The sequence below is a fragment of the Streptomyces sp. 2114.4 genome (assembly GCF_900187385.1).
In the GTDB taxonomy this organism is placed as follows: domain Bacteria; phylum Actinomycetota; class Actinomycetes; order Streptomycetales; family Streptomycetaceae; genus Streptomyces; species Streptomyces mooreae.
This window is the reverse complement of the sequence record NZ_FYEY01000001.1, coordinates 4,615,123-4,627,172: the sequence shown is the minus strand read 5'-3', so window position 1 is coordinate 4,627,172 and position 12,050 is coordinate 4,615,123. Positions and strand designations below refer to the sequence as shown.

Below are 12,050 nucleotides of genomic sequence, written 5' to 3'. Positions count from 1 at the left end.
CTCCTTAGAAAGGAGGTGATCCAGCCGCACCTTCCGGTACGGCTACCTTGTTACGACTTCGTCCCAATCGCCAGTCCCACCTTCGACGATTCCCTCCCACAAGGGGTTGGGCCACCGGCTTCGGGTGTTACCGACTTTCGTGACGTGACGGGCGGTGTGTACAAGGCCCGGGAACGTATTCACCGCAGCAATGCTGATCTGCGATTACTAGCAACTCCGACTTCATGGGGTCGAGTTGCAGACCCCAATCCGAACTGAGACCGGCTTTTTGAGATTCGCTCCACCTCGCGGTATCGCAGCTCATTGTACCGGCCATTGTAGCACGTGTGCAGCCCAAGACATAAGGGGCATGATGACTTGACGTCGTCCCCACCTTCCTCCGAGTTGACCCCGGCAGTCTCCTGTGAGTCCCCATCACCCCGAAGGGCATGCTGGCAACACAGAACAAGGGTTGCGCTCGTTGCGGGACTTAACCCAACATCTCACGACACGAGCTGACGACAGCCATGCACCACCTGTACACCGACCACAAGGGGGACCCTGTCTCCAGGGTTTTCCGGTGTATGTCAAGCCTTGGTAAGGTTCTTCGCGTTGCGTCGAATTAAGCCACATGCTCCGCTGCTTGTGCGGGCCCCCGTCAATTCCTTTGAGTTTTAGCCTTGCGGCCGTACTCCCCAGGCGGGGAACTTAATGCGTTAGCTGCGGCACGGACGACGTGGAATGTCGCCCACACCTAGTTCCCAACGTTTACGGCGTGGACTACCAGGGTATCTAATCCTGTTCGCTCCCCACGCTTTCGCTCCTCAGCGTCAGTATCGGCCCAGAGATCCGCCTTCGCCACCGGTGTTCCTCCTGATATCTGCGCATTTCACCGCTACACCAGGAATTCCGATCTCCCCTACCGAACTCTAGCCTGCCCGTATCGAATGCAGACCCGGGGTTAAGCCCCGGGCTTTCACATCCGACGTGACAAGCCGCCTACGAGCTCTTTACGCCCAATAATTCCGGACAACGCTTGCGCCCTACGTATTACCGCGGCTGCTGGCACGTAGTTAGCCGGCGCTTCTTCTGCAGGTACCGTCACTCTCGCTTCTTCCCTGCTGAAAGAGGTTTACAACCCGAAGGCCGTCATCCCTCACGCGGCGTCGCTGCATCAGGCTTTCGCCCATTGTGCAATATTCCCCACTGCTGCCTCCCGTAGGAGTCTGGGCCGTGTCTCAGTCCCAGTGTGGCCGGTCGCCCTCTCAGGCCGGCTACCCGTCGTCGCCTTGGTAGGCCATCACCCCACCAACAAGCTGATAGGCCGCGGGCTCATCCTTCACCGCCGGAGCTTTCCACCACCAGACCATGCGGTCGGAGGTCGTATCCGGTATTAGACCCCGTTTCCAGGGCTTGTCCCAGAGTGAAGGGCAGATTGCCCACGTGTTACTCACCCGTTCGCCACTAATCCCCTCCCGAAGGAGGTTCATCGTTCGACTTGCATGTGTTAAGCACGCCGCCAGCGTTCGTCCTGAGCCAGGATCAAACTCTCCGTGAATGTTTACCGGTAATCCGGTGAACACACACGAGAGCGGAACGAGCGGACGGAATAGGTCCGGTCGTTCACAGCGTCCTCGCTGTGTGTGCCACCCCGACCGCTCGGGCCGTGGTGGACTTTCAAAGGAACCTCATCTCCATGATGGAGACGGGGTATCAACATATCTGGCGTTGACTTTTGGCACGCTGTTGAGTTCTCAAGGAACGGACGCTTCCTTTGTTCCTGTTTCACCAGGATCTCCGGGCGCTTCCCTTCGGTCTTGCGTTTCCGACTCTATCAGATCCTTGCGGTCCCGATTTTCGCCGGTGCGTTTCCGCCTTTCGGCTTCTTCGCGCTTTCCAACCGTACCAGATCCGTTTCCGTGTCCGGCGCCCTGTTGGAGCGGGTCGGCCGTTCGGCTTTCGCTTTCCGGCCTTTCCGACTCTAGCAGACCCGATTTCGATCCGTTGCCGGTCCGAATTCGTTTCCGATTCCCCGTCGGAGGGGTTTGCCTGGGGTGCGGCTTCTTGCGTTGCCGCGCCTTTCGGCGTGATCACTACTTTAGCGGAATTCCTCGTTGCCGCATAATCACGTCACGGTCGAATTTCGGCATGCCGAAATTGGTCCCGGTGAGGGGCCGTGCAGTAGTGGTGTGCCGCTGTTGCGGCGGGATGGCTGCCCGGCGCCTGTCGGCTCCGTGGCAACTCGGAGGACACTACACGAGGGGTTGGGGTTGTTCAAACCCGTGACCGGGGAGGGTTTGCCGGGTACTTTGGGTGCATGACTACGCATGCGCTCGTACAGCTGTGGTGGCTCGCCTGACGGCGGCCGACCAGCAGCGCATGCATGACCACGGCCGCCGCTTCGGCGGCCGTTTGCGTATCTCCTTCTCGTAGCCGGCCGGCGAGGTCGGCGGTCTCGGCACGCACTTTGCGGAGTGCGGGAGCTCGGGAGACGAAGGATGAACGAGATGGCGACGGCCACGGCGATGGCGACCGGTGCGCGTACGCGGATCTTCAGTGGGGTGCAGCCGACGGGGCATCTGACGCTGGGGAACTACCTCGGGGCGATGCGGCGGTGGGCCGAGGTGGACCAGCATCGTGCAAAGGCGCTGTTCTGCGTGGTGGATCTGCATGCGCTGACCGTGGAGCACGATCCGGCGCGGGTGCGGCGGCTCAGCCGGCAGGCCGCGACGTTGCTGCTGGCCTCGGGGCTGGATCCGGAGCTCTGCACGGTGTTTGTGCAGAGTCAGGTGGAGGAGCATCTGCGGTTGTCGTATCTGATGGAGTGCACGGCCTCCGACGGGGAGATGCGGCGCATGATCCAGTACAAGGAGAAGGCGGCGCGGGAGCAGGCGCGGGGCGGGAGTGTGCGGCTGTCGTTGCTGACGTATCCGGCGCTGATGGCGGCGGACATCCTGGCGTACGGGACCGATGAGGTGCCGGTCGGGGAGGACCAGGCGCAGCATGTGGAACTGACGCGGGATCTCGCGGTGCGGTTCAACCAGCGGTACGGGGCGACGTTCGTGGTGCCGAGGACCGTGCATCCGCCCGTGGCGGCGCGGGTGAAGGATCTGCAGGAGCCGACGGCGAAGATGGGGAAGTCGCACGCCCGGACCGCGGGGGTCGTCTATGTGCTGGACGAGCCGGAGGCGGTGCGGAAGAAGGTGATGCGGGCGGTGACGGATTCGGAGCGGGACGTCTCGTACGAGCCGGAGCGGCGGCCCGGGGTGGCGAATCTGCTGGAGGTGCTGGCCGCGTGTGCGGGGGGTGAGCCGGAGCGGTTGGCCGACGAGTACGACTCGTGCGGCGCGTTGAAGAAGGACGTCGCGGAGGCCGTGGTGGAGATGCTCCGGCCGGTGCGGGCACGGCATGCGGAGCTGGCGGCGGAGCCGGGGCTGGTCGATGCGGTGCTGCGGGCCGGGGCCGAGCGGGCACGGGGGCTGGCCAGGCCGCGGGTGGACGCCGCGTTCGAGGCGGTGGGGTTGCTGCCCGGGAGGTGAGGGGGCGTGGGGAGGCGTGGGGGGGCGGGCGGCGGCCCGTCGGGGCGGCCCCGCCCCTTCCTCCCCCAGTTGCCGGTCTCGTGAGGGGAGGGGGCTCTGCTGCGTGGGCGGTTTCCTTCTCCCGTCGGGAGCTCCGGCGGGAGCTCCGTCGGTTGTTCCGGCGGAGCTCCCTCTTCTGTCGGGTTCCCCCGCCGGTTTTCCCGCCCGTGCCTTCCGTCGGGTCCCCCGCCGGTTCCGGTGTCCGCGTTCGCGTCAGCCGTTGCCGGAAGCGAGTTCGCGGCTGCGGTCGCGGGCGGCCTCCAGGGCGGCGATCAGGGCGGCGCGTACGCCGTGGTTTTCGAGTTCGCGGATGGCGTTGATGGTGGTGCCGGCCGGGGAGGTGACGTTCTCGCGGAGCTTGACGGGGTGTTCGCCGCTGTCGCGGAGCATCACCGCGGCGCCGATGGCGGCCTGGACGATGAGGTCGTGGGCCTTGTCGCGGGGCAGCCCGAGGAGGATGCCGGCGTCGGTCATGGCCTCGACGAGGAAGTAGAAGTACGCCGGGCCCGAGCCGGAGAGTGCGGTGCAGGCGTCCTGCTGGGACTCCGGGACGCGGAGGGTCTTGCCGACGCCGGAGAAGATTTCCTCGGCGCGGGTGAGGTGGGCGCCGGTGGCGTGGGTGCCGGCGGAGATGACGGACATCGCCTCGTCGACGAGGGCGGGGGTGTTCGTCATGACCCGTACGACCGGGGTGCCGGCGGCCAGGCGTTCCTCGAAGTAGGAGGTGGGGATGCCGGCGGCGCCGCTGATGACCAGGCGGTTGGTGGGGACGTGCGGGGCCAGCTCGGTCATCAGGGCGCCCATGTCCTGGGGCTTGACGGTGAGGATGAGGGTGTCGGCGGACTTGGCGGCCTCGGCGTTGCTGACCGCTTCGACGCCGTAACGGGCGTGCAGCTGCTCGGCGCGTTCCCGGCGGCGGGCGGTGACCAGGAGGTCGGAGGGTGCCCAGCCGCCTCGGATCATTCCGCTGAGCAGGGCTTCGCCGATCTTTCCGGTGCCGAGTACTGCGACCTTCTGGGTCATCGTGCGGGTTCACCTTTCCGCTGCGCTGGGCGTTTCCCGGCCATCCTCGCACCGTGGGGGTTCCGCTTCGGGTTCCGCATGGGGTCCGGCATCGGGTTCGGCTGCCTCGCCGTGGGGTGCCGCCTCGCCCACCCGCCGGGCGGGGTCATGTCGTACGGCGGCGGAGGGTGGCGGCGCCGAGGGCGAGGACGAGGAGGGCGCAGCCGCTGACGACGAGGACGTCGCGGAGGAAGTCGCCGGTGAGGTCAGGGTGGGTGAGGACCTGGTTCATCCCGTCGACGGCGTAGGACATCGGGAGGAGGTCGGAGAGCTTTTCCAGGGCAGGCTGCATGGTGTCGCGCGGGGTGAACAGGCCGCAGAGCAGTAGTTGGGGCATCAGGACGGCGGGCATGAACTGGACGGCCTGGAATTCGGAGGCGGCGAAGGCCGAGACGAACAGGCCGAGAGCGGTGCCGAGGAGGGCGTCCAGGACGGCGACGAGCAGGAGCAGCCAGGCGGAGCCGGTGATGTCGAGGCCGAGGCCCCAGACGGACAGGGCCGTGGCCAGGGCCGACTGGACGATCGCCAGCAGGCCGAAGGCCAGGGCGTAGCCGCTGATCAGGTCGGCCTTGCCGAGGGGCAGGGCGAGCAGGCGTTCCAGGGTTCCCGAGGTGCGTTCGCGGAGGGTGGCGATGGAGGTCACCAGGAACATCGTGATCATCGGGAAGATGCCGAGGAGCGAGGCGCCGATGTTGTCGAACGTCTCGGGGCGGGCGTCGAAGACGTAGCGGAGCAGGGCGATCATCACGCACGGGACGACGAGCATCAGCGCGATGGTGCGGGGGTCGTGGCGGAGCTGGCGCAGGACCCGGGCGGCGGTGGCCAGGGCGCGGGACGGGGAGAAGGGGGCGGGGCGCGGCGCGGGGGCGGAGCTCGGCGGCCCGGCGGGGAGGGGCCCGGTGGCGAGGAGGGGCCCGGTGGCGGGGAGAGGTTCGGGGCGTGGTTCGGGCAGAGGTGCGCTGGTCATCGTGCTGATTCCTTGGGGGTGGCGATGTCGGGCGCCGAGGGGGCGGCCGCGGTCCTGGCCTCGTCGACCAGGTGGAGGAAGGCGGCCTCGACGGTCGGGGAGCCGGTGCGGTCGCGGAGTGCGTCGGGTGCACCGTCGGCGAGGATGCGGCCCTCGCGCATCAGGAGCAGCCGGTGGCAGCGCTCGGCCTCGTCCATGACGTGCGAGGAGACGAGGAGGGTGGCGCCGCGGTCGGTGGCGAGGGTGTGGAAGAGGTGCCACAGGTCACGGCGGAGGACGGGGTCCAGGCCGACGGTGGGTTCGTCGAGGACGAGGAGTTCGGGGGCGCCCAGCAGGGCCACCGCGAGGGAGACCCGGCTGCGCTGGCCGCCGGAGAGGTTGCCGGCGAGGGCGTCGGCACGGCCGGTGAGGTCGACGTCCTCGATGACGCGGGTGACGCTGTCGCGGCGCCGGGCGCGGGCCGCCCGGCCGGGGTGCAGGACGGCGGCGAAGTAGTCGAGGTTCTGCCGGACGGTGAGGTCGTCGTAGACGGACGGGTCCTGGGTGACATAGCCGATGCGGGGGCGCAGCCCGGGGTCGCCGGCGGGCCGGCCGAGGACGTCGAGGGTGCCGGTGACGTTGGCCTGGGTGCCGACGATGGCGCGCATCAGGGTGGATTTGCCGCATCCGGAGGGGCCGAGGAGGCCGGTGACGCGGCCGCGGGGGACGTCGAAGGCGAGGGCGTCGAGGACGGTGCGGCCACCTCGGATGACGGTGAGGTCGTGGGCGTGGATGGCGGGGTCGGCGGGGTCGGCGGGGTCGGCGGGGTCGCGGCCATAATTCATCATGCGATGAATAATGCTCCGGGTGGGGTGGAGCGTCAAGGGCTCGGACAGGGTGGTGGGTGCGGCAGGACGAGGGGGGTGTGGGCGTGCCGAGGGGCCGGAGGAGCGGCGTGAGCGGCGTGCTCAGGAAGGAGGGCGAGGAATGGCCGAGGCATGGGGGTGGTGATGCGGCCGGGTGTGGTGCAAGGGCGGCGCATGGCGAGGAACTGTGCACACCGGCGGGCGCCGTAGTGAAGAGAACCGGCCGTTCGTGGTCCATAACTCCGCGTTTACAGGGTGGTTACAAATCGGCCTGTGGTCCTGCGCGTTGGCTTGGACACAATGGGGGTGACCTGTCCAGCCGCGCCGGGAGGGGCGACGATGGCGAAGATCCGGGTCCGCGGCCTCGGCCGGCTCCTGTTGATCGTCGTGACCGTGGTGCTGGCCCTGTCCCTCGGCGCGGAGGCCGTGTACGGAGAACACGCGTCGGCCGCACCGGCCATGAACGGCGCCGGCCGTACCGCGCCCTCGGGCACCGACCCCCGGGCGTCCGACACCTCGGCCTCGGAGCATCCGGAATCCGGCAGTGACCGCTGCCCGCCGCGCCGCGACGGGCGTTCCGCCGCCTCGGTGAGCGCGCCGACGCCACCGGTCACCACCGTCTCGACCGCCGGACGGGGACGGGACCGGACCGAGGGCGGGCTGGGCCTGACCGCCCCGTTGACCGGACGGCAGGCCGTACCGCTGACGAGATCCGGCGAACTGCCGCTCCAACACGCCGTCTTCCGCTGCTGAGAGCGGAGAGGGCGGAGCGGGCGGAGCGGGCGGAGCGGGCGGAGCGCTAAGAGCCGAGAGCCACTCCTAAGACGCCGTCCAAGGGTCTCCTCTGCCGCGCATCCGGAGGGCCTTCCCGGTCCTCGTATCCGACGGATCCAGCCCTCGCCATCGCCATCGCCCGGCGTCTGCTCGTGCGCATCCGTGCGCGTCCACTCGTGCGCGTCCATCGTGCGCGTCAGTTCGTGCGCGTCAGTTCGTGCGCGTCAATTCGTGTCCGTTCGCGGTCGTTTCGCGGTCGTTTCGCGCTCGGCCTCGGCCGTGCGTACCCGTGCGTACCCGTGTGTATCCGTGCGTCACCGCATCTCACACTCGTTGGAGGCATCCCCATGCGTAGGTCCCGTGTTGCCCGTCAACGTCAGTTCCGGCCATCCATACCGTCACGGCAGGCGCTGTCGGTCTGGCGCGCCGATGTCACCGCTTCGCTCGTCGTCTTTCTCGTCGCCGTCCCGCTGTGTGTCGGGGTGGCCGTCGCGTCCGGGGTGCCGGCCGAACTGGGGCTGGTCACCGGGATCGTCGGCGGGCTCCTCACCGGATTGCTGCCCGGCAGCAGTCTGCAGGTCAGCGGCCCGGCCGCGGGGCTGACGGTGCTGGTCTACGAGGCCGTGCAGGAGTACGGGCTCGGCACGCTGGGTGCGCTGGTGCTGATCGCCGGGGTGCTGCAGCTGGCCATGGGGGCGCTGCGGCTCGGGCGCTGGTTCCGGGCCATCTCCGTGGCGGTCGTCCAGGGGATGCTCGCGGGCATCGGGCTGGTGCTGATCGCCGGGCAGTTGTACGCCCTGGTGGACGCCAAGGCGCCGGGCGGCGGGCCGGCGAATCTGGGCGGGCTGCCGAAACTGGCGGCGGACACCGCCGGGTCCGGCGCCTCGCTCACGGCGCTGGCGGTGGGCGCGGGGACCATTGTGCTGCTGGTGCTGTGGCCGAAGTGGCGGCGCGCGGCGCGGGTGGTGCCGGCGCCGCTGGTGGCCGTGGCGCTGGCGACGGTCGTGGTGTGGATGCTGGATCTGCCGGTGGCCCGGGTCGAGGTGGCGGGGCTGCTGGAAGTCGTCCAGCCGCCGGGCGGCGCGGATTTCCTGCGGCTGACGGAGGCGGGGGCGGTGGCCGGTGCGCTGGGCACCGTGCTGGCGTTCACCCTGATCGCGTCGGCGGAGTCGCTGTTCTCCGCGGCCGCGGTGGACCGGCTGCACGACGGGCCGAAGACCGATTACGACAAGGAGCTGATGGCCCAGGGCGCGGGCAACACGGTGTGCGGCCTGCTGGGGGCGCTGCCGATGACCGCGGTGATCGTCCGCAGCGCCGCGAATGTGCACGCCGGGGCCCGTACCAAGGCCTCGCGGGTGATGCACGGGGCGTGGCTGCTGCTCTTCGCGGTGGCCCTCCCGGCGGCACTGGGCGTGGTGCCGCTCGCGGCACTGGCCGGGGTACTGGTGCATGCGGGCGGCAAGTTGCTGCCGGTGAAGCAGTGGCGTCCGCTGTGGCGTGAGCACCGGGGTGAGGCCGTGGTGCTCGGCGCGACGGCGGTGGCGATCGTGGCCACCAACATGTTCGAGGGGGTGCTGCTGGGGCTGCTGATGGCGGTGGCCAAGTCGGCGTGGGAGACCTCGCACGTCCACCTGGAGATCGTGGGGCTGGACGAGCCGGTGGCACCGGCCTCCGGAGGCGTGAAGGCCGGCGTTGTCGCGGCCGGTCCCGGGGCGGACGGGTGCGGGACGGACGGACACGGGCCGGACGGCTCCGGCCCCCGGCGCCCCATCCTCGTACGGGCCTTGGGCCATGCCACCTTCCTGCGGCTGCCGAAGCTGCTGGACCAGTTGGAGGCGCTGCCCAAGGACCGGGAGATCCAGCTCGATCTGTCGGGGCTGCGGCATCTCGACCATGCGTGTGCGGCGGCGCTCGGCAACTGGGAGGAGCAGCAGCGGCGCGGACCGGACGGGACCACCCGGCAGAAGACACCGTCCGTCGCCCCGTAGGGAGCCCAGGCCCCGTAAGACAACGCAGCCCCGTCGGGCAACGCAGGCCCGTAAGGCAACGCAGGCCCCCTGACGCAACCCGGGCCCCGTAACGCAACCCAGCGGGAATGGCCCGGCGTTGCGGCGGAAATGACCGTAGGGTCGGCATGCTCGTGACCGCCGACCCTTGGAGCGCTGTGATTCGCCGGCCTTTCCGCTACTGCGGTGCGACCGCCGCCCTGTCCGTCGCCTTGCTGCTCTCCTCGTGCACGAACGGCGCCGGGGGCGTCCGGGGAGCGGCGGGCAGCGGCGGGGTGGGCGATCCGCTCTTCCCGGCGCTCGGCAACGGCGGCTATCAGGTGCGCCATTACGGGCTCGATCTCGACTACGACGTGAAGAAGAAACGGCTGGACGCGACCGCCCAGATCACCTCCGAGGCCACCGAGAACCTGCGGTCCTTCCAGCTCGATCTGCAGGGGCTGCGGGTGTCGGACGTACGGGTCGACGGCAAGGACGCCGCGTTCTCCCGTAAGGGGCACAAGCTGATCGTCCGGCCGGCCGAGGGCCTGAGGAAGGGCGCGCAGTTCCGTACGACCGTCGACTACGGCGGCACACCGCAGGAGCTCAAGGACCCGGACGGGACGACGGAGGGGTGGGTCAAGACCGCCGACGGGGCGTTCGTCTCGGGTGAGCCCGCCGGGTCCATGACCTGGTTCCCCGGCAACAACCACCCCGAGGACAAGGCGGCCTACGACTTCACGATCACCGTGCCGAAGGGCTATACCGCCGTCGCCAACGGGGATCTGCGGTCGGAGCGAACGGCCGGCGGCCGGACCACCTTCCGGTGGCACAACGGGCAGCCCATGGCCAGTTACCTCGCCACCGCCACCATCGGCCGCTTCGACGTCCACCGGTCCCGTACGGCCGACGGGCTGCCGCTGTACGTCGCGGTGGACCCGGCGGAGGCCAAGGCGAGCAAGGGACCGCTGGAGCAACTGCCGGAGATCCTGAAGTGGGAGAGCGGGCTGTTCGGCCGCTACCCCTTCTCCTCCGCGGGCGCGATCGTCGATGACACCCCGGCCCGGATCACGTGGATGGCGCTGGAGACCCAGACCAAGCCGGTCTATGCCGGGGCGCCGGACACCGTGACCGTGGTGCACGAGATGGCCCACCAGTGGTTCGGCGACTCGGTGACCCCGAAGACCTGGAAGGACACCTGGCTCAACGAGGCCTTCGCGACCTACGCCGAGTGGCTGTGGGAGGAGCACAAGGGCGGCAAGACCCCGCAGCAGCAGTTCGACGCGCTCTACAAGGACAAGACGGACCCGCAGCGCTGGGCCTTCCCGCCGGGCAATCCGGGCGAGGCGAAGAATGTGACCGGGGTGCCCGTCTACGAGCGGGGCGCGATGCTGCTCCAGGAGCTGCGGAACGCGGTCGGCGACAAGACCTTCTTCCGGATCCTCAAGGAGTGGCCCGCCAAGTACCGCTACTCCACCGCCGACGCGAAGGAATTCATCGCCTTCTGCCAGGAGCGCACGGAGGTGGATCTGACCGGGCTGTTCGACAAGTGGCTGTACCGCAAGGGGAAGCCGGAGCGGGAGTAGCGCCCACAAGCACCAGCCCCCGGCCCACCACTCACCGGCCGATGCCCGGGATGAGGCCGACGACGTCCGGGCGGCGGGCCGCCAGCCGCAGGACGCGGACGGCGTTGCGGACCACCTGCTCCTTGACGCGGGCGGCCGGACGGCCCGTCAGCACCCGCTCGCGCGGGGTGTCGTCGGCCCGTAGCGACTGGATCAGACCGTCGTGCCGTCCCAGGCTCACGCACTGCACGAAGAACGTGTACGACAGCGGGCGGGGCACGGCGCCGCGCGACTCGGCGATGATCGCGCCGGCCACGTGTGAGCCCGTCGGCAGCGCGGTGGCACAGGCCATCCGCAGGGCCCCGGCGCGGGGTGTGCGGGCCGCGGCCGCGTCGCCCGCGGCGTAGACGTCGGGGTGACTGGCCGAGCGCAGTGCACCGTCGACCAGGATCCGGCCGGTGACCGGGTCGGTGTCCAGCCCCGCGTCCCGCGCGAGCCCCCCGGCGGCGGTCATGGCGCCGGTCCACAGCACTGCGTCGGCGTCGGTATCGTCCCCGTCGGCGACCCGGCGGCCCTCCTCGACGCGGACGTGCAGGCGGTCGAGGACGGTACGGACATGCTCCCGGCCGCGGGCCGACAGCCCTGCGCCGATCACGCCGCCGGTCAGCAGCCGGACCTGCCACCCGGGGTGGGATTCGGCGATCTCGGCGGCCATCTCGATGCCGGTCAGGCCGCCGCCGACCACGGCCAGCGTGCCCGGACCGTCCCGCAGCCGCTTGTGCAGGGCGACGGCGCTCTCGGCGGTGAAGGCCCGCTCCCACGGCCCTCGGGCGGGGGCGCCCGAGGGGCCGGTGCCCCGCAGGTCGGCGCCCCGCACGTCGGCGCTCCGCACGTCGGTGCCCCGCAGGTCGGCGCTCCGCAGGTCGGTGTGGCTGCCGAGGGTGTAGACGAGCCGGTCGTAGAGGAGGGTGCGGCCGCAGTCGGTGTGCACGGCGCGGGCGTCCGGGTCCAGCGCGGTGGCGCGGGCGGCCAGATGCTCGATGCCGGTGCCGTGCAGCATCGCGGCCCGGGAGTGGTCCACCACGGGGCGCCCGGCGGCCAGTTCGTGCAGGCGCACCCGTTCGGTGAAACGGTCGCTGGGGTCGACCAGGGTCACCTGCGCATACGGGGCGAGCCGGAGCGCGGCCATGGTGCCCGCGTAGCCACCCCCGAGAACCACGACCCGCAGCCGCTGCCGTGCCACGCTCTTCATGCTGCCTCCTGCTCGTGCGTGCCCTGTTCCTGCTCGTGCCCTG

The 12,050-nt window shown here is 69.8% G+C and carries 8 protein-coding genes and 1 rRNA gene; 4 read left to right on the top strand and 5 right to left on the bottom strand.

All coding sequences use genetic code 11. The annotated features are described in order from the left end of the window. Nucleotides 1–8 precede the first annotated feature (8 nt). Nucleotides 9–1,537, bottom strand: a 16S ribosomal RNA gene (locus CFW40_RS20350). 949 nt (nt 1,538–2,486) lie between these two features. On the opposite strand from CFW40_RS20350, the gene trpS reads away from it, so the two are divergent. Further along, entirely contained in the window at nt 2,487–3,518 is a 1,032-nt protein-coding gene (trpS, locus tag CFW40_RS20340) for a tryptophan--tRNA ligase (RefSeq protein WP_256331364.1), read from the top strand. 252 nt (nt 3,519–3,770) lie between these two features. Here trpS and proC read toward each other — a convergent pair whose 3' ends face one another. The 3 genes from proC to CFW40_RS20325 form a co-directional block, all read right to left on the bottom strand. Beyond that, nucleotides 3,771–4,580 (bottom strand): pyrroline-5-carboxylate reductase, encoded by an 810-nt coding sequence (proC, locus tag CFW40_RS20335; RefSeq protein WP_088799240.1) that lies wholly within the window; start codon nt 4,578–4,580, stop codon nt 3,771–3,773. A 145-nt stretch (nt 4,581–4,725) separates the two neighbouring features. After that, nucleotides 4,726–5,586, bottom strand: coding sequence for an ABC transporter permease (locus CFW40_RS20330; RefSeq protein ID WP_088799239.1), 861 nt, complete (start codon nt 5,584–5,586; stop codon nt 4,726–4,728). Beyond that, a complete protein-coding gene (locus CFW40_RS20325; RefSeq protein WP_088799238.1) occupies nt 5,583–6,413 on the bottom strand; it encodes an ABC transporter ATP-binding protein in 831 nt (276 codons plus the stop codon). The genes CFW40_RS20330 and CFW40_RS20325 overlap by 4 nt, the downstream gene beginning before the upstream one ends. Nucleotides 6,414–6,770: 357 nt before the next feature. On the opposite strand from CFW40_RS20325, the gene CFW40_RS20320 reads away from it, so the two are divergent. The 3 genes from CFW40_RS20320 to CFW40_RS20310 all read left to right on the top strand — a co-directional run bounded on the left by CFW40_RS20320 (nt 6,771) and on the right by CFW40_RS20310 (nt 10,776). Continuing rightward, on the top strand, nt 6,771–7,184 hold the full coding sequence (locus tag CFW40_RS20320; protein WP_088799237.1) for a hypothetical protein: 414 nt from the start codon (nt 6,771–6,773) through the stop codon (nt 7,182–7,184). 368 nt (nt 7,185–7,552) lie between these two features. Beyond that, on the top strand, nt 7,553–9,193 hold the full coding sequence (locus CFW40_RS20315) for a SulP family inorganic anion transporter (protein WP_256331365.1): 1,641 nt from the start codon (nt 7,553–7,555) through the stop codon (nt 9,191–9,193). A 176-nt stretch (nt 9,194–9,369) separates the two neighbouring features. Next, nucleotides 9,370–10,776 (top strand): M1 family metallopeptidase, encoded by a 1,407-nt coding sequence (locus CFW40_RS20310; protein ID WP_256331366.1) that lies wholly within the window; start codon nt 9,370–9,372, stop codon nt 10,774–10,776. Between the two features lie 31 nt (nt 10,777–10,807). Here CFW40_RS20310 and CFW40_RS20305 read toward each other — a convergent pair whose 3' ends face one another. Further along, the gene (locus tag CFW40_RS20305; RefSeq protein ID WP_088799235.1) at nt 10,808–12,007 is read right to left on the bottom strand and encodes an NAD(P)/FAD-dependent oxidoreductase; all 1,200 of its coding nucleotides are present in this window, start codon (nt 12,005–12,007) and stop codon (nt 10,808–10,810) included. Nucleotides 12,008–12,050 lie beyond the last annotated feature (43 nt).

Coding starts and splice junctions, on each gene's coding strand:
- trpS (WP_256331364.1), top strand. CDS start 2,487: ATGGCGACGGCCACGGCGATGGCGACCGGTGCGCGTACGCGGATCTTC.
- proC (WP_088799240.1), bottom strand. CDS start 4,580: ATGACCCAGAAGGTCGCAGTACTCGGCACCGGAAAGATCGGCGAAGCC.
- CFW40_RS20330 (WP_088799239.1), bottom strand. CDS start 5,586: ATGACCAGCGCACCTCTGCCCGAACCACGCCCCGAACCTCTCCCCGCC.
- CFW40_RS20325 (WP_088799238.1), bottom strand. CDS start 6,413: ATGATGAATTATGGCCGCGACCCCGCCGACCCCGCCGACCCCGCCGAC.
- CFW40_RS20320 (WP_088799237.1), top strand. CDS start 6,771: ATGGCGAAGATCCGGGTCCGCGGCCTCGGCCGGCTCCTGTTGATCGTC.
- CFW40_RS20315 (WP_256331365.1), top strand. CDS start 7,553: ATGCGTAGGTCCCGTGTTGCCCGTCAACGTCAGTTCCGGCCATCCATA.
- CFW40_RS20305 (WP_088799235.1), bottom strand. CDS start 12,007: ATGAAGAGCGTGGCACGGCAGCGGCTGCGGGTCGTGGTTCTCGGGGGT.